Source organism: Citrobacter sp. UYEF32 (assembly GCF_040546205.1).
Lineage (GTDB): Bacteria > Pseudomonadota > Gammaproteobacteria > Enterobacterales > Enterobacteriaceae > Phytobacter > Phytobacter diazotrophicus.
The window spans coordinates 487,647-502,524 of sequence record NZ_JBEPNI010000002.1; the positions used below are offsets into that span (position 1 = coordinate 487,647).

Genomic DNA, 14,878 nt, shown 5'->3' on the forward strand with positions numbered 1-14,878 from the left:
ATTGAGTGAGCATTGAATTATTTTTCGGTGACTGTTTCGATGTTTTCCCGACATTAGCCAGCGGCAGTATCGATATGGTTTGCGCTGACATTCCCTACGGCACGACTCAGTGCAGTTGGGATACCCCGTTGGATTTGCCCCGGATGTGGCTCGAGCTATATCGTGTGGCTAAGCCTTCGGCGGCTATCGTGCTGTTTTCGGCGCAGCCGTTCACCAGTGTATTGGTCAACAGCAATTTGCGCGACTGGCGAACCGAATGGATCTGGGAGAAGGGTAACGCGACTGGTTTTTTCAATGTCGCAATTCAGCCATTGAGGGCGCATGAAAACGTCCAGGTGTTTTACCGTCGCCAACCGACTTACAACCCGCAGATCACTCACGGTCATACGCGGAAAAAATCGAAGCGAAAAACGGTGAATTCCAACGTATACGGCAAGGCATTATCCCTGACTGAGTACGACTCAACCAGTCGGTACCCGCGCGATGTTCAGTTTTTCTCAAGCGATAAGCAGAAAAGAAAATACCACGACACGCAAAAGCCGCTGGATTTGGTTCGGTACCTGATTGAGACATACAGCAACCCTGGCGATTTGGTGCTGGATTTCACCATGGGAAGTGGCACGGCGGGTGTTGCATGCCAACTGACCGGGCGAAATTTCATTGGCATAGATAGTGACCCGCGCAGCTACAGCACGGCATGCGGGAGAAATGGCGTTGACGAAGGGAGGCATGTCGCATGACAGATTCGCTTATCTCCTATGCCTGCAGTCGCATCAGCGAACTGGAATCCTTGTTGCTGCTGGATGTTCCCGAGACTGTCTGGCCTGCAGAGGTAGCGCTGGTTTACTCACAAGTTGAACGCGCCGGGGATCTCCCGGCGCACCACCAGCGCCGCCTCAAACATCACATAAACCGCATGTGGTTGGAAAAAATGCCCGTACCGTCAATCGTGGACGCCGCCAAATCGCTGGCCATCGTTATGGAGAAATACTCGTGAGACAATCTGAAATCATCGTTGATAATTTTGCTGGTGGCGGTGGAGCATCTACCGGGATTGAAATGGCACTTGGCCGCAGCGTGGATATCGCTATCAATCACGACGAGAATGCTGTGGCGATGCACACCACAAACCACCCCGGCACGCTGCACTATTGCGAGAGTGTTTTTGACGTAAATCCGCCGGTTGTCACCGCAGGTATGCCAGTGGGGCTGGCATGGTTTAGCCCGGATTGCCGCCATTTTTCCAAAGCGAAAGGTGGTACCCCGGTGGAAAAAGCCATTCGGGGCTTAGCCTGGATTGTGGTTCGATGGGCGCTGACGGTGCGCCCCCGCGTGATGATGCTGGAGAACGTCGAGGAATTTCGCACCTGGGGACCGCTGCTGGCGGCGGAAATGCGGCCAGACCCGGAGCGCATAGGCGAGACGTTTAACGCGTTTGTCTGCATGCTCTCCGATGGCATCATCGCCGATCATCCGGCGCTGGCCGAGTGCTGTGAGTTCCTGAATATCGAGCCAAACAGCAAACAGGCGAAAAAGCTGGTTGCCGGGCTGGGTTATGCGGTCGAACATCGTGAACTGCGCGCATGTGATTACGGCGCGCCGACGATTAGAAAAAGATTCTTCATGGTGATGCGCTGCGACGGAGCCGCAATCTGCTGGCCGGAGCAAACCCACGGGGATCCGAAAACAGCCGCGGTTAAATCAGGTGAGCTTAAACCCTGGAGAACGGCGGCGGAGTGTATCGACTGGTCAATTCCGTGTCCGTCAATTTTTGACCGTAAAAAGCCACTTGCAGCCAATACAATGCGCCGTATCGCGAGAGGCATTGAGCGTTTTGTGGTGAACAGCGCCACGCCGTTTATCGTGAAATGCAATCACACCAGTACAAAAACGAATTATGACTGTTTCCGTGGGCAGTCGCTGGACGAACCCACCCAGACCATTACCAAGAAACACGGTTTCGCGCTGGCCGTTCCGCACCTGACGAAATTCCGCACCGGAGCAACAGGGCATGAGGTAACTGAACCGGTACCGACGGTGACAGCCGGCACATCAAAACGCCCTGGCGGGAACGGTCACGCGCTCGGTATTGTCGAAGCGGCTATTTCACCGTTTATCGCTGGCGCTGGCGGCCCGAAATATTCAGCTAAGCCGCGCAGCGTTGAAAACCCGATGCATACACTGTGCAACACTAACCACTCCTGCGTTATCGCCCCTGTAATTGCCAGACAGTTCGGTAACAGCGTCGGTCACCGCGCTGACGAGCCGAGCGCTACCGTAACCGCTGGTGGTGGCGGAAAATCGCAACTGGTATCAGCGACCATGATTCAGATGGGATACGGGGAGCGAGTGGGACAGGCACCGCGTATTCTCCAGATTGAGAAACCACTGGGTACTGTCACCGCCGGGGGCAATAAATTTGCGCTGGTGGCGGCGAATCTGGTCAAACACTTTGGGGGCAACTACTCAGGTGCTGGCATCGGGTTGGACGAACCTACGCACACGGTCACCACTACAGACCACCATGCTTTGGTTACTGCTAACCTCATGGTGAACAATACCGGGCATTCAGGTGGATTGGTTGACGCGCCAGCGCACACTGTTACGACTGGAAATCATCACGCCCTGATCACTTCAAGCGTGATAAAAATGCGCGGTACCAACATTGGGCAACCAACCGACACTCCGCTGCAAACCGTAACGGCTGGTGGCCTGCACTTTGGCGAAGTGCGCACGATGCTGGCTGAGAACAACTATGACGAACACCGGGCGGACCAGGTGACTGCGTTCCTGCATGAGTACGGCATCAGCGAGTTTGTAACGATTGAGGGGGTGGTGTACCGCATCGTTGATATTGGCATGCGCATGCTGCAACCTCGTGAGCTTTACCGGGCCCAGGGGTTCCCGGAGTGGTACATCATTGACCGCGACTATCGCGGCGTGAAGTACGCAAAAGACAAGCAGGTGGCCCGGTGCGGCAACGCGGTACCGCCACCGTTCGCCGAAGCGCTTGTAAGGGCTAATTTGCCTGAATTGTGCTCGGTTGGACATCAGGCTGCATAAACACCACCCCTCAGTTTTGAGAGGTTTTTTTTAATTAGAAATAGCTTGCTTATATATTAACATTAAAGAAAAACCATGATGTTTTTATCCTTATTTCGGGTATCGTACAGTTTAAGAAAAATCATAAACAAAGGATTATTAATGACTGCGCAGCAACTTACTGATTTTGAAATATCTTATGGCGGAGATGCCTACGCTGATAACGAAATTGATGCCCAAACACTTGGTGCGGCATTAACAGCGCTGGGTGGATTGATTGAGAATGCTGAAAAGATAATCCATGGTGAGGCATCTGCCCCTAAGGTAAATATTAAGGCAACACAGGAAGGTTCATTTGTCCTGCTTGTTTCAGTTTTAGGAAGTTTATCAACTTTACAGCTTATCGGTTTTGCAGGGGCTACTGGTGCTGGCGTAGGTACAGCTCTTGGTGTTATCGAATGGTTGCGCGGTCGAAAACCACAAGAAGTATTGATTGATGAATCGAACAATACCGCTAGATTGGTTGTAGACGATGAAAGCATCGAATGCCCCATCAACGTACAAAAACTTGTAACTAGCCCTGTGATCCGTAATGAGATTTCAAGATTGGTTTATGACCCGCTTCAAACAGACGGTTCGTCGAGCTTCAAGATAAAGAATGCGGATCGTGAGGTCGTGTTAATCCCGAAGGATGATTCAGAAGCTTTTAAACCTGTAAAATTTACTTTAGAGCAAATCACTCATGTTGAAGAACTCGAGATTAACGTTAAGTTCTCCAAACTGAGTTTTACTTCAAATGCAGGATGGAGAATGATCCTACCTAATGGAGAGGATGTTAGCGTTAAAATGAGCGATGAAGCTTTTTTGGAACGGGTCAATCAAAATACTCTGAGCTTCAGCAAAGATGACCTTTTTGTAGTGAGTGTGACGAAAAGTGTTAAAGAGACCAATGGTAATTTTGGTAATCCCACGTACACTATCACACGCGTTGTAAGGCATCGTGCGGCAGATGAGCGCAGAATCATCTTATAGGTAACTTAATGTCCATTCTAAGTGTCATGTCGATAATTACTGTAGGGGTGGTCACTTGCTTGGCTGCCCGATATGCAGTTTATCGTTTTCTTGTATGGTGGAAGCCTAGCAAGACACTCAGGCTCACTTACATTGATAGCAATGGTGTTAAGCATTTCCGTGAGGCGTCGCTAGATGCAAAAAATGCCCGGGATTTAGCCTCCATCTTGAATGAAATTAAGAGAGAGTCTAAGCACCAAAAGGATGCTCAGGGATGATTCAGCACAAGAAATATCTTGCCTGTCAGGCCTGGTGTACTCCATGGGCCAACATGATTCTAATCAAAACTGCTGCTTTTGTTGGCCTGTCATCCGATTTCAACTCTTTCATTCCTGGAGTCGCGGTTGTTGTTGCGCACTTCTTTCTTTTGCTTCTTACCCTTATAAATGTCCCTAGTGGAGAAGATTTGCGGTTTCGGGTTGATTTACGTAAAGCGCGTAAAAATCTTGAGGCTCTAAAAAAGCAGCCGGGGCTTAGCAGTTCAGAAATAAAAGAAATTGAAGATGCGCTTGCGGCTTTGCGCAGTAAGGAAATTGCAAAATATCTGCGTGATGTTGATCACTCAATGTCTGTGCATGATCAAGCACTGCAAGACGATATTGCAAAACCGTAAATCAACACTATGTGTGATTGATTATTCAAGCCGCTGCTCCAGCGGCTTTTTACTTCCTATCATGATCGATAATTTCGATCGATATGATAAAATTGATCTGCATAAGTGATTAATTACTGATCGCACCCTTCCGCTTTACCCCCTCTGAATTACGCAAAATCAACCATTTAATCTCAAAAACGCTTTCTTTCAAACGAAATTGTCAGCCAAAGCAAAAATAAAATAATCATAAATATCATTCATTTATTTTGTGTTGATTAATGCCATCCTTTAAAATACTGTATATATCAACAGTGTTTGATCTGTTGGCTTTAGCCAGAAAAAAATAAGAGTGGACGCGTCGTCTGGGGCGCAAAGGGGGGTTAGTGGATAGTGTGGATAGTGATGATTTGACCAGGTATGATCTGGTTCGCCATGAAGATGGCGTAGTGGTACTGACGTTCGACATGCCCGCCCGCTGCAAGGCGTTGCTGTACAGGCAGGGAGATAAATTCAGCTTTCGGCCCATGCTGCCGGGGGAGATTGTCGGTACTCCTAACTTGTTTATGCAAATGCTCCAGCGCGCCGGTTACCAGGTTGCCCCACATTCTGATATAGTCACTTAGCCAGCCTGAACAACTGGCATCTGCTGCGCCACGGAGGAATACCATGGCGCTAAAAACACCGAATTACCTCATTTATCTGACGCTTATTGACGCCAGCGTTTTCGCACATCTTGCCGCCGGGCGAGGTGCTGCATGAAAAAAGGCTGGTTCACCCATACCGACCTCACCGCCGAACAAGCCACCGAGTTGGTGGCCCGCTACACGGCAAAGCACGTCGAAACCGAAAAAAGCCTTGCTCCTGACTATAAGAGCTGGATTGTCAGTGCCAGATTACCTGAGTCAGAAACCCCCCCGCGTCCAGATAAAACTTACCAGTGGAGGCACTGGGAGTGAGTATGCAAATTTATCCAATCGTGCCGATGGGCAAGCCCCGTATGACTCGCGCCGACAAATGGAAAAAGCGCCCTGAGGTTATGCGTTACCGGGCGTTCTGCGATGAGGTGCGGCTGCGTGGTGTAGCCCTGCCTGAGTCTGGTGCTCATGTCACGTTTGTTCTTCCTATGCCCGCCAGTTGGAGCAAAAAGAAACGCCAGCAACATAACGGCCAGCCACACCAGGCTAAGCCTGACTGCGACAATATGCTGAAAGCGTTAATGGACGCCATTTTTGCTGATGATGCACACATCTGGGATTGCCGCATAACTAAAGTGTGGGGCGAGATCGGGCAAATCATAATTCGGGAGGCGGCATGCGCGCCTTGCTGAAACCGGATATCGCCCGGGATATGGGGATTGTGCTTCTGCGTCCCGGTCGCGAGTTAATGCATATTTTCACTTCTGGTCGCGTACTGGTAGAGCGTCAGCCAGAAAATATGGCTGACCTTCCTTCGGGCGCCGTACCGCCTGCCCGGCAGATGCTTATTGATGATCCGGCATTATGCCCGTTCTTCACTCATCAAAAGGTTATTAATGCGGCTGGTGGTATTAATGGGCTTGAGGCCTGGTTACGGCACCGCGGTAAACAGTGCCAGTGGCCGCACTCAACTTATCACCACAAAGAGCTGGTTACGCATCGCCATGCCGGTGGCGCCGCACTGCTTTGCTGGCACTGCGATAACCAGTTGCGTGAAGCCCCCAGCCAGGAACTGGATCAAATCGTAGCCAAAAATGCCGCCACCTGGATTTTGCGCGCCATTCGCGGTGAGCTGCGATTTACCGACGACCACGAAGTAACCCTCCCGGAGCTGTGCTGGTGGGCCATTCTCCGGGGTGTTACTGATGCCATACCGGAAGAAGTTTCCCGCCGGGTGCTTGGTTTGCCCGTTGAAACAATGCCGTCTGTTATGCGCGAATCCGATATTGTCCCGTCTCTGCCAGCCACCAGCATACTGGCGGAGAAAGTGAAAAAGGTGACATTACCTCAGCCACCAGCCGTAAAGCCCGTGGTTTCAGTCACGGTTGATCCCGTGGCGCCGCAGACACTTTATGCGCGACCAAAACGCACCCGCTGGGAAAATCCAAAGTTCTTGTCTTGGGTTAAGACTCAACCGTGTACGTGCTGCGGCAACCCCGCCGATGATGCCCATCATCTGATTGGCTGGGGGCAGGGTGGCATCGCGACCAAAGCTCACGACGCGTTCACCATTCCGCTCTGTAGAAAACACCATACCGAGCTTCACAACAGCCCGGCGGCGTTCGAGCGCCAGTACGGCACGCAACCTGAACTCATTATCAAATTGCTGGACCGTGCCTTTGCGCTCGGCGTTCTGGCCTGACATCTGGAGAAAACTATGCGCGACATTCAAAAAGTTCTGGAGTTATGGGGGGCTTGGGCGGCCAGTGATTCTTGCGGTGTCGACTATTCCCCGATAGCAGCAGGATTTAAGGGGCTACTGCCACAAACGAGCAAAACCCGACCCATGTGTTCCGATGATGACGGCTTAACGCTTGAGGGATGCATGGCACGTCTGAAACAAAAGCGTCCGTACGATTACAACTTACTGGTTACCCATTACGTCTATATGGTTTCTAAAAGGCAAATGGCAAAGAGCAGGAAGAAAAGCGAAAAACAGATCCGCATTGAAATCATGTTAGCAGAAGGATTCATTGAGGGGTGTTTGTCGATGCTAAATGTAAGACTTGAACTAGAGTGTTAAAAAATGCATGGCAAACTTATGTTTGCCATGCTGCACATAAATACAACTATTTTGCGGCTTGAAGTTTGATAAATGCTTCTTCAAACACAATATTTATAAACTGACAGTCTAATTCGTCAATCGTTATATACTTGAGAAGGTTGTACATTTCAGTCATATGGTTATTGAAAGATTGTATTTTTTTTAACTCTGGATAGGTAGTCAAAACCCTTTTCTCAATATCTTTTCCTTTGGTGCTATAATATTCTTTGTCCGCTAATAGAGTGATTTTATTCATGTAAGTTACTTGGTGATCGCGTCGATTTTCGTGACCTAATATATCACTCATGATTCTATCAAATATTTCTTGCAGGAGCTGGTTGTTAGGTAATATTTCATTTTTATTTGAGCCTGCATTGCAACTGCAAAAGTAGGATGGATCTTTAAATTTAGAAACAAATACAAAGATGCTTATTGGGTCATATACTGCATTTTCAATGGCATAACAATACCCTTTGCCAAGGGCTACTACTGCGCTATCAGTTTTCCTATCTTTTCCATCCCAATCAATTAGACCAACCGCTGTCCTATTTCCTATTTTTTTTAGATTCTCAATTGTACCTATGACCTGCTCGCAATTGCCCTGGCCATTAATCTTTTCAATTAAACGCTTTACTCTTTCGTCATTTTCATATATTGAGGTTATATGCTGATGTAATTGGCTATCGACGATTTTAGATGCTGGTGTTGTAAATGATAAAGTAATATCAGGGGTTAGCTTAGTCTTGTTTTTTATTTTTCTATAAATTAATTCGTAAATATTAGCATCGTTAACGTTTTCAACGTATACCTCTCTTCGGTTCTCAGGGTTAATTGTTATCTGTGTTACCCCTTCCAATAAAATAGAGATACCCCCATCTTTAGTTATCTTTTCTAATGAAAAATCAATGTTGTTTACAGATGTTAATTTAAAAATATTGTCAAAATCTGCAAGTGCAACAGTTGTCGGCGAGTGGCTATTAAATATGAATATTATATGTAGTTCATCATGAAGTTTTTTTAGACATCTGTAGAAATCAACAATCATCATTGGATGAAGATGAACATCAGGTTCATCCATAAGTATTACTTTGGCTTTGGTAAAATTTATGCCAATGGCTGAGTAGAATGTTTGAAAAATTTTTGTTACAAGCCAGAATATTGTTACTTCCCCAGAAGATAAGTCTTTTGGATTAAGTTCATTGTCGTATAAATCTAATAACTTCGGCTCATACGATTCTAATGGTGTTTTCTTTAAGTTCGGCTCTGATATTTTGAATTTACCTTTAAATAAATCATGGATTATTTCATTGAAAATAACGGAAGGACTTTTTTTTCCTATTTTTTCTAGAAGAACATGTTCATCAATGAATTTGATGTGTGGATCTTTCTTATTGAAGTACTCCAGAAGGTCATTACATTCTTTTGCTTGGTAATAGTTTACGGTTAATTGACTTAATGATAAGTGAGTATCACTAAAAATTTCATTTAATGAACCATTTGATAATTCATTGTTGGCGTAAATAGATAATTCAAGTTGTCTTTTTTGTAAGTGTTGAGGTTCAGTATCAAATAAATGACAAGCACGTTTAACGATATCTTTTACTTTTATTTCCACTCCGGAGTACGCTCTTTGCATTTGCTCTAGTTGCATGGGGAACGTGTCTGGTAACGTTTCAATTCCCTCGCTTTGTTCAATTAATGTCATAATATTTCGAGCGAGTAGTGTTGTTTTATCAATCCCACCGGAGGGGTAAAGGATGGTATGATTTAATTCATTAATATCAATGAGTCGTATTTCATTGGTTGGGATTTCGTTATTGTCTAGGTATAGTTTTGTTTTCCCATTTGCTATGCTATTTAGCAATCGACTTTTCCCAATGCCATTTACTCCTGTTATTAGGCAAAGGTAATCTTCAAATTCGATGGGTTCACTTAATTTAAAACCATTATGTGATGCAACAGGTACCAATTTCGTATGCATAGTTACCTCCTTATAAGAAAGTAAAAAATTATCATAAAATCATTAGCGCGGTCCGCATTTTTTACTATAAGGTGTTAAGAGTTGTCACTTGTACACGGACTTAAACCAAATTTAAAACCTCGCTCCTGCGGGGTTTTTTCATTTCTGGCCTCGGGAATCACACATAACCTTCACTTTTACGAAATCGCCCGAAGGCTGGATCCCTCCTTTCATCAATCACGCACAGCACTTCCCAAACGTGGAGGTGGAGTATGTATCGAATGGACAAAATCACAACTGGTGTGAGCTACGGTTTTGCCGGAGCAAACGGAGGGTTCTGGGTGCTCCAGCTACTGGATAAAGTCTCGCCCTCGCAGTGGGCAGCGTTAGGTGTTCTCGCAAGTATTCTTTTTGGTCTGCTGACGTATCTGACCAATCTTTATTTCAAAATCAAAGAGGATCGGCGCAAAGCCGCCAGGGGTGAGTGATGGGTAAAGCTAAAGTCGCTGGTGGTGTTGTCTGCTCAGTGATGGCAATCATCGCTATCGTCGTAAGCAACGGGCAGGTGCGAACCAATCAGCGCGGACTTGAGCTTATCGGTAATGCTGAATCCTGCCGCCGTGATCCTTACGTTTGTCCCGCTGGTGTTCTGACGGACGGTATAGGCAACACTCACGGCGTAAAAGCCGGAACGCGTAAAACTAATACGCAAATTGCTGCTGACTGGCAGGCAAACATTCTTGATGCTGAGTCATGCGTAAATCGCTACGGCAACGGACGCAACCTGTCCAATAACGCATTCAGTGCTGCTGTTTCAGTTACGTTCCGTGCCGGGTGCGGAAATCTGCGAACCTCTCAGATGTTTGCCCTATTCCGTAGTGGCAACATCACCGCAGCCTGTAACCAGTTTACCCGTTGGGTATGGGGAGGCGGCCAGATATTGCCGGGATTGGTGGATCGTGCCGGAAAAGAAAAGGCTCTCTGCCTGGATGGTGCCTGATGAAGATTCGTTATTTCGCTGTGATCGGCGTTTTTATCCTGAGCATCTTCGGCGGTCTGGCATGGTCAGCATTTCACTACAGCGACAAAGCCGCAACTGCTGAGAGTGAAAACCGCGTACTCAAGTCAGACAATGCTCTGCAGGGTCAGGTAATAGCCACTCAGGCATTCAACATAAACCGCTTCAATAAAACCGCTGAGACCGCCGCGCGGGCAAACGCAATTGTGGTCGGGAACAGCGAAACAACGGTAATCAAATACCGGGAGATATTACGCCGTGATAAAACCTGCGATCTGCCTGTTCCTGATGATATTGCTGGTGGGCTGCTCGAATACACGAACCGTTTACGTGCCGGGGCAATGCACTCCGATTCCACCGGGCCTGACTCAGCCGATGGTGGTTCCTCTCCCTCCGGCGGGCTGACATACTGCCAGGCAGTTTTGTGGATTCAGCCTCTACTAGCCACTATTGAGCAGGGAAATAACAATTTCGCGGGAATTCGTGAAATAGAGCAACAGCGCCAGAAATAAAAAAGAAGCCCCATCGTGGTAGGGCTCAATAATGCAGATCAGTTTTTATGGGCTTTAAGCGGGCCAGCCAGAACTGATAAGAGGAGTTAAACCTCATCCTTGAGATGAGCCCTGGCGAGGCGCTCTTGCCTTATGAGTCGACTTAAGTTTTGTTAGAAACCCATATTTAACAAGCGTAAGCGCGGGATACGTTCTAGATATCCGCTTTATTCGGATTTTTCTTAAGTTTTGCATCTCATCTCCCGCGCAAAAGGCATTCGCTGAACGGGATTACTTCACCCTCAGAGAGCGAATCAAAACTATGACCAATTATCGTAAGGCCTGCAAGCGTATGTATGTGAGCAGTTCCTTTACCAGGATAAACTGAAAGTCAATAACTTATTGATTTTATTATTTTTCTTGACAAACACAAATAAAATCAAGGCATTGATAAATTTTGCCGATTGGTTTGATAAATAAAATTTGCTAATTCCTATTAATGCCATAGTCTCAATGATGGTTCTGTCAGCAAAGCCAACACCAAATGACAGAGCCTGTTACCCCGGCCAGATTTCCTGTCTCCTTTTGGGTGGCTCCAGGGATACAGGATGCATCTTGCCCGGTTAACACTAAGCAAGGCCGCACTGAGTTTGTGCGGCCTTTTCTGATGATATTTATCAGATGCTCAATTACATGCAGCAGACCTGTAGCAAGGTATAAAATGAGAAAGGTATTGGTGTTCTTCAATGCTCAGCCAGTTATTGTGGTAGAAACCATTAAAGCTGTGACAACTATCCTGCGAAATTATCCAAATGGTGAAGAAATCCATCTCAAGATTATGCGTGTAGGGAGTTACTCGATTACAGGCGATCAAACTGAAATTTATGTTGCTTCTGACAGAGAACTCTCGTCAGAAGAGATAGTTAGTGCAGCTAACAGGCTTCTTTAGGAAATATCCAGGATGATGATTCCTGAGCGCGTTCTGGGAAGATAACCTATGATTTATAAAAGGTTATGTGAAAAAGGAGATCGTGCATGAAACACGAAGAACTGGAGCGTAAAGCTGAGGAAGAGATTTCTGCTCTTATTACTAAAAAAATTGCTGAGCTGCGCAAGAAAACAGGCAAAGAGGTTTCTGAGATCGAGTTTATACCGAATGAGACCATGTCTGGCCTTGAGGGTTATCAAGTAAAAATAAAGCTTATGTAAAGTACAAAGGGCTGCTTAGGCGGGCTTTTTTTGTTGGCATTACAGCAGGCATTCACTGAGTGCCAGTGATAATGTTTGAGCATATCAATCAGGTGCGCGAGATAGCGGGTAAAACCGTTCCGGACTAAGCGCGACGCAGCTACAAGCTGCGTGGGTGGTGCTGACGACCTGTACCCATTGGCTCAAGGGTTCGAATCCCTTCCTGATTACCACATCCAAGCCACTGGCATCCGCTGGTGGCTTTTTTATTGCGCTTTCGCGCAAACACTAACGAGTTAGAAATGAAAAATCTCAAAGTTACCATTAACAACCTGATGGAGTTTGCTGATGGTATTGTCCAGGGTGCAAACGTAACGTTTAAAGTAATCCAGGCCGGAAAGGTATTAATTGAAGAGACGCTATCTGGCAAAGTAACCAGCCCTTACTTGAAAAAGTATGAAGTGGTCGGGTCAGATACGGATGTGGTTGTCGAGCATAACCGACCTGACTTAGCTCACCTGTCTATCACTGCCGCTTTTGTTTAGGATCGTTTCTTTCTGCTGCTCAATTTCATAGCATGTTCTCCGGGTACCCAAAGGAGAAGACTATGTTTGTAGCAGAAGGATTGAAAAGAAACCCTGATAATCAGGGATGGGTTATGGGATGGGCTGTTGTTTGTCGTAGCCCTGGCATTTGGTCGGCGTGTATACCTCAAAGGACATGGCTGATACAAAAGCCGGTATGTTGGGCAGAGACTATGAATCGGCATATGGATCTCATCGTCTTGGCTCTGACGATTTTATTTTCGAAGATAGCCCGAAATAAGCAATACACGAAGTAAGTCAGCCTCGCAATAGCGGGGCTTTTTTATGCGCCTCGCACGCGCAGCCTAACGATAACTTTCAGTCGTGAGCCTGGGGTTTTCCTCCTTATCGGGCGATTTGTTATGTCATGACCACTGAGAGATCCGTCGTGAGGGCGTGACTGCGTCCGATGCAGGGGCACGGTTTAACGGTTTCGAGGCCAGTAATCCTTCGGGCTTCGATCTCTGCCACGGAAAGGATATTCGCGCATAGCTTTTGATAACGTCCCGTCGTGAAGCCAGCCTTCTCTATCTGGCTAAGCAGTGGGTTAATTGTTTTGCAGTTGGTCCGGTGAACGCGAGTAAAACGTTGATCACTCCTGTTGCCCTTTCCGTTGGTGCACTTTAGTGCGTTAACCACAAAACCATCTGGATTTTCTCGCAGCCAATCCCGATAGGCAGATTCACTATCTGATTGGCAGTCACTTCTGAATACTTTAACGTTCATAACAGTTTTCCTTAGTGCTTATTATGACAACTATAAAACAAGGGATGTCCATGACAAAACCAGACTCAGCAAACACTGAATGAATGTGTTGAGCATGGATTATGGTTTCGCCTCGACCGTCAGAATCCGCTGAACGGGGTTATCCCCTCCCAGAGAGCGAATCGAAACAGTCACCAAACAACTGACGGGCCTGCAGGCGTATGTGCGTGAGCAGTGTTTAAGATAATGGCTTTATAGTTATCCAAAAAACATCTTGTACATTATGAACGCAACTATGCCCCACATAACCCAGTTAAATGAGTGAGCCGGCGGGTTTGAGTCTGAACTTGAGGTCTCGGTGCTTCTGCCTGAGCGACGGCGTGAGTTTCTCGCCACCGTCTGAACGGCCCGTTGACCCCGACTACCTCTTGGCATCCACTTCATCGTAATATCCTTAATTAAAAACCAACAAAGAGAGTTGATTATGACTGTACGAGCAAAATTCCGCTGCCACTTTATCCAGAAAGCTGACGACAATTCTAATTGTACTGTTCACATGAGTCCTGTAACCGACGATACGCCAGAAAATAAAACCTGGTCGAAGTACACACCCGGCGGTTTGCTGCAAATGCACATCTCTAACCCTGTTGCGTTCAGCCAGTTTGAGCAGGGTAAAGAGTATTACATCGACATCAGCCCAGCCAATTAACTGGCCTGCAGGCGTATGTGCGTGAGTAGTGTTTAAAGTAATGAATTTACCTGCCTTTAAGAGTTTCCATAAAAGACTCCTTATGCGCAGCTAACTCAAGCTCAAGCCGATCTTTTTTATTGAATCCAACAATCATATGTGGCCCATAGCGATCGGCATTTTCTTCATGATTGTAATAGATGACGAAGGGGATTTGGTTTTTGTAATCACTCTCTTTAGCATCCACTACGCATTTGTATGGAGAAAAGTAACTTTCAGTGATTTCCTTTGCTTCTTCCCAAGTAATAAACCCCATGAATACCTCTCATTGAAAGCTATTAAGTATTAATACCGTGTGTTTATGGAACATCATCGCCCATTATAAATGATAAAAGTTCGCCATTCCTTATGACATGGCATAACCCATCCCGAGAAAGGTAACGCAATGAGCGAAGCAAAACCGCAGGACGGCAGTACTGTTAAGGGGTATAGAACCCTGGACGCCGACGATATCGCGCAAATGAATGAGCTGAAAGAGATTAGCCGTAATTTTTGCGAAACTCTCGACCTTGAACGCACGCACCTATCTCTGGAGGTTGTAGAGAGTGGCAGCCATGCTGAAACAGAGCGTGCAGAAGCGCTGCGTTGTCTGGCGATTGCCCGAACCAAAATGCAGGAAGCTTGCATGTGGGCTTGCCGCGCTGTTGCGCGCCCCGATGCTGATTGCTAAGGCATTACAGCAGGCATTCACTGAGTGCCTGTGATAATGCTACATTTAAACTTTACGGAGCGTTAAT

At 46.7% G+C, this 14,878-nt stretch carries 21 protein-coding genes and 2 pseudogenes; 19 read left to right on the plus strand and 4 right to left on the minus strand.

The features are described from left to right. Positions 1-5 precede the first annotated feature (5 nt). The 5 genes from ABIB59_RS06650 (at position 6) to ABIB59_RS06670 (ending at position 4,726) form a co-directional block, all read left to right on the plus strand. A complete protein-coding gene (locus ABIB59_RS06650) occupies positions 6-740 on the plus strand; it encodes a DNA-methyltransferase (RefSeq protein ID WP_354034569.1) in 735 nt (244 codons plus the stop codon). Beyond that, complete coding sequence (locus tag ABIB59_RS06655) at positions 737-997, plus strand: hypothetical protein (RefSeq protein ID WP_354034570.1); 261 nt, start codon at positions 737-739, stop codon at positions 995-997. The genes ABIB59_RS06650 and ABIB59_RS06655 overlap by 4 nt, the downstream gene beginning before the upstream one ends. Before the next feature lie 62 nt (positions 998-1,059). After that, positions 1,060-3,063, plus strand: coding sequence for a DNA cytosine methyltransferase (locus ABIB59_RS06660; RefSeq protein ID WP_502910493.1), 2,004 nt, complete (start codon positions 1,060-1,062; stop codon positions 3,061-3,063). A gap of 141 nt (positions 3,064-3,204) precedes the next feature. Beyond that, positions 3,205-4,074: an LAPAL motif-containing putative phage structural protein gene (locus ABIB59_RS06665; RefSeq protein WP_354034574.1), complete on the plus strand. Its 870-nt coding sequence runs from the start codon at positions 3,205-3,207 to the stop codon at positions 4,072-4,074. A gap of 253 nt (positions 4,075-4,327) precedes the next feature. Continuing rightward, positions 4,328-4,726, plus strand: a complete 399-nt coding sequence (locus ABIB59_RS06670) for a hypothetical protein (protein ID WP_354034576.1) — start codon at positions 4,328-4,330, stop codon at positions 4,724-4,726. A 362-nt stretch (positions 4,727-5,088) separates the two neighbouring features. Here ABIB59_RS06670 and ABIB59_RS06675 read toward each other — a convergent pair whose 3' ends face one another. Then, entirely contained in the window at positions 5,089-5,376 is a 288-nt protein-coding gene (locus ABIB59_RS06675; RefSeq protein WP_354034578.1) for a hypothetical protein, read from the minus strand. Between the two features lie 87 nt (positions 5,377-5,463). Between ABIB59_RS06675 and ABIB59_RS06680 the strand changes: the two genes are divergently transcribed. The 4 genes from ABIB59_RS06680 to ABIB59_RS06695 are packed head-to-tail and all read left to right on the plus strand — an operon-like array spanning position 5,464 to position 7,426. Then, positions 5,464-5,664 (plus strand): hypothetical protein, encoded by a 201-nt coding sequence (locus ABIB59_RS06680; protein WP_354034580.1) that lies wholly within the window; start codon positions 5,464-5,466, stop codon positions 5,662-5,664. A gap of 2 nt (positions 5,665-5,666) precedes the next feature. Further along, complete coding sequence (locus ABIB59_RS06685) at positions 5,667-6,035, plus strand: RusA family crossover junction endodeoxyribonuclease (RefSeq protein ID WP_354034582.1); 369 nt, start codon at positions 5,667-5,669, stop codon at positions 6,033-6,035. Continuing rightward, positions 6,020-7,045, plus strand: coding sequence for a DUF968 domain-containing protein (locus ABIB59_RS06690; protein ID WP_354034584.1), 1,026 nt, complete (start codon positions 6,020-6,022; stop codon positions 7,043-7,045). The genes ABIB59_RS06685 and ABIB59_RS06690 overlap by 16 nt, the downstream gene beginning before the upstream one ends. A gap of 15 nt (positions 7,046-7,060) precedes the next feature. Then, on the plus strand, positions 7,061-7,426 hold the full coding sequence (locus ABIB59_RS06695; RefSeq protein WP_354034586.1) for an antiterminator Q family protein: 366 nt from the start codon (positions 7,061-7,063) through the stop codon (positions 7,424-7,426). A 46-nt stretch (positions 7,427-7,472) separates the two neighbouring features. On the opposite strand, the gene ABIB59_RS06700 is transcribed toward ABIB59_RS06695, so the two are convergent. Beyond that, positions 7,473-9,428, minus strand: coding sequence for an AAA family ATPase (locus tag ABIB59_RS06700; RefSeq protein WP_354034588.1), 1,956 nt, complete (start codon positions 9,426-9,428; stop codon positions 7,473-7,475). Positions 9,429-9,679: 251 nt separating this feature from the next. On the opposite strand from ABIB59_RS06700, the gene ABIB59_RS06705 reads away from it, so the two are divergent. The 7 genes and pseudogenes from ABIB59_RS06705 to ABIB59_RS06735 all read left to right on the plus strand — a co-directional run bounded on the left by ABIB59_RS06705 (position 9,680) and on the right by ABIB59_RS06735 (position 12,929). Next, positions 9,680-9,895, plus strand: a complete 216-nt coding sequence (locus ABIB59_RS06705; protein WP_047369739.1) for a class II holin family protein — start codon at positions 9,680-9,682, stop codon at positions 9,893-9,895. After that, positions 9,895-10,407: a lysozyme gene (locus ABIB59_RS06710; RefSeq protein WP_354034589.1), complete on the plus strand. Its 513-nt coding sequence runs from the start codon at positions 9,895-9,897 to the stop codon at positions 10,405-10,407. Before ABIB59_RS06705 ends, ABIB59_RS06710 begins: the two co-directional genes overlap by 1 nt. Then, positions 10,407-10,937, plus strand: coding sequence for a hypothetical protein (locus ABIB59_RS06715; RefSeq protein WP_354034590.1), 531 nt, complete (start codon positions 10,407-10,409; stop codon positions 10,935-10,937). The genes ABIB59_RS06710 and ABIB59_RS06715 overlap by 1 nt, the downstream gene beginning before the upstream one ends. 700 nt (positions 10,938-11,637) lie before the next feature. After that, positions 11,638-11,865 (plus strand): hypothetical protein, encoded by a 228-nt coding sequence (locus tag ABIB59_RS06720; RefSeq protein ID WP_335255110.1) that lies wholly within the window; start codon positions 11,638-11,640, stop codon positions 11,863-11,865. Positions 11,866-11,951: 86 nt separating this feature from the next. Continuing rightward, the gene (locus tag ABIB59_RS06725; RefSeq protein WP_079496527.1) at positions 11,952-12,125 is read left to right on the plus strand and encodes a GnsA/GnsB family addiction module toxin; all 174 of its coding nucleotides are present in this window, start codon (positions 11,952-11,954) and stop codon (positions 12,123-12,125) included. Positions 12,126-12,406: 281 nt separating this feature from the next. Then, the gene (locus ABIB59_RS06730) at positions 12,407-12,649 is read left to right on the plus strand and encodes a hypothetical protein (protein WP_354034592.1); all 243 of its coding nucleotides are present in this window, start codon (positions 12,407-12,409) and stop codon (positions 12,647-12,649) included. Positions 12,650-12,711: 62 nt separating this feature from the next. Beyond that, positions 12,712-12,929 (plus strand): annotated as a pseudogene (locus tag ABIB59_RS06735) (hypothetical protein). Between the two features lie 119 nt (positions 12,930-13,048). On the opposite strand, the gene ABIB59_RS06740 reads toward ABIB59_RS06735, so the two are convergent. Next, complete coding sequence (locus ABIB59_RS06740; RefSeq protein ID WP_354034594.1) at positions 13,049-13,414, minus strand: hypothetical protein; 366 nt, start codon at positions 13,412-13,414, stop codon at positions 13,049-13,051. Positions 13,415-13,521: 107 nt separating this feature from the next. Between ABIB59_RS06740 and ABIB59_RS06745 the strand changes: the two are divergent. Further along, positions 13,522-13,640: pseudogene (locus ABIB59_RS06745) on the plus strand (lysis system i-spanin subunit Rz); the annotation flags it as partial. Positions 13,641-13,949: 309 nt separating this feature from the next. Then, positions 13,950-14,102: a hypothetical protein gene (locus ABIB59_RS06750; protein ID WP_354034596.1), complete on the plus strand. Its 153-nt coding sequence runs from the start codon at positions 13,950-13,952 to the stop codon at positions 14,100-14,102. A 46-nt stretch (positions 14,103-14,148) separates the two neighbouring features. On the opposite strand, the gene ABIB59_RS06755 is transcribed toward ABIB59_RS06750, so the two are convergent. Beyond that, positions 14,149-14,397 (minus strand): hypothetical protein, encoded by a 249-nt coding sequence (locus tag ABIB59_RS06755; protein ID WP_354034598.1) that lies wholly within the window; start codon positions 14,395-14,397, stop codon positions 14,149-14,151. Between the two features lie 129 nt (positions 14,398-14,526). Here ABIB59_RS06755 and ABIB59_RS06760 point away from each other — a divergent pair, with 129 nt between their 5' ends. Beyond that, the gene (locus tag ABIB59_RS06760; protein ID WP_354034600.1) at positions 14,527-14,811 is read left to right on the plus strand and encodes an Acb2/Tad1 domain-containing protein; all 285 of its coding nucleotides are present in this window, start codon (positions 14,527-14,529) and stop codon (positions 14,809-14,811) included. Positions 14,812-14,878 lie beyond the last annotated feature (67 nt).

What these genes read in the sequence shown, in the direction of transcription:
- ABIB59_RS06730 (WP_354034592.1), top strand. Translation starts at nt 12,407, where the DNA reads ATGAAAAATCTCAAAGTTACCATTAACAACCTGATGGAGTTTGCTGAT.
- ABIB59_RS06695 (WP_354034586.1), top strand. Translation starts at nt 7,061, where the DNA reads ATGCGCGACATTCAAAAAGTTCTGGAGTTATGGGGGGCTTGGGCGGCC.
- ABIB59_RS06720 (WP_335255110.1), top strand. Translation starts at nt 11,638, where the DNA reads ATGAGAAAGGTATTGGTGTTCTTCAATGCTCAGCCAGTTATTGTGGTA.
- ABIB59_RS06670 (WP_354034576.1), top strand. Translation starts at nt 4,328, where the DNA reads ATGATTCAGCACAAGAAATATCTTGCCTGTCAGGCCTGGTGTACTCCA.
- ABIB59_RS06690 (WP_354034584.1), top strand. Translation starts at nt 6,020, where the DNA reads ATGCGCGCCTTGCTGAAACCGGATATCGCCCGGGATATGGGGATTGTG.
- ABIB59_RS06665 (WP_354034574.1), top strand. Translation starts at nt 3,205, where the DNA reads ATGACTGCGCAGCAACTTACTGATTTTGAAATATCTTATGGCGGAGAT.
- ABIB59_RS06705 (WP_047369739.1), top strand. Translation starts at nt 9,680, where the DNA reads ATGTATCGAATGGACAAAATCACAACTGGTGTGAGCTACGGTTTTGCC.
- ABIB59_RS06725 (WP_079496527.1), top strand. Translation starts at nt 11,952, where the DNA reads ATGAAACACGAAGAACTGGAGCGTAAAGCTGAGGAAGAGATTTCTGCT.
- ABIB59_RS06660 (WP_502910493.1), top strand. Translation starts at nt 1,060, where the DNA reads ATGGCACTTGGCCGCAGCGTGGATATCGCTATCAATCACGACGAGAAT.
- ABIB59_RS06700 (WP_354034588.1), bottom strand. Translation starts at nt 9,428, where the DNA reads ATGCATACGAAATTGGTACCTGTTGCATCACATAATGGTTTTAAATTA.
- ABIB59_RS06685 (WP_354034582.1), top strand. Translation starts at nt 5,667, where the DNA reads ATGCAAATTTATCCAATCGTGCCGATGGGCAAGCCCCGTATGACTCGC.
- ABIB59_RS06680 (WP_354034580.1), top strand. Translation starts at nt 5,464, where the DNA reads ATGAAAAAAGGCTGGTTCACCCATACCGACCTCACCGCCGAACAAGCC.
- ABIB59_RS06755 (WP_354034598.1), bottom strand. Translation starts at nt 14,397, where the DNA reads ATGGGGTTTATTACTTGGGAAGAAGCAAAGGAAATCACTGAAAGTTAC.
- ABIB59_RS06655 (WP_354034570.1), top strand. Translation starts at nt 737, where the DNA reads ATGACAGATTCGCTTATCTCCTATGCCTGCAGTCGCATCAGCGAACTG.
- ABIB59_RS06760 (WP_354034600.1), top strand. Translation starts at nt 14,527, where the DNA reads ATGAGCGAAGCAAAACCGCAGGACGGCAGTACTGTTAAGGGGTATAGA.
- ABIB59_RS06715 (WP_354034590.1), top strand. Translation starts at nt 10,407, where the DNA reads ATGAAGATTCGTTATTTCGCTGTGATCGGCGTTTTTATCCTGAGCATC.
- ABIB59_RS06750 (WP_354034596.1), top strand. Translation starts at nt 13,950, where the DNA reads ATGAGTCCTGTAACCGACGATACGCCAGAAAATAAAACCTGGTCGAAG.
- ABIB59_RS06740 (WP_354034594.1), bottom strand. Translation starts at nt 13,414, where the DNA reads ATGAACGTTAAAGTATTCAGAAGTGACTGCCAATCAGATAGTGAATCT.
- ABIB59_RS06675 (WP_354034578.1), bottom strand. Translation starts at nt 5,376, where the DNA reads ATGGTATTCCTCCGTGGCGCAGCAGATGCCAGTTGTTCAGGCTGGCTA.
- ABIB59_RS06710 (WP_354034589.1), top strand. Translation starts at nt 9,895, where the DNA reads ATGGGTAAAGCTAAAGTCGCTGGTGGTGTTGTCTGCTCAGTGATGGCA.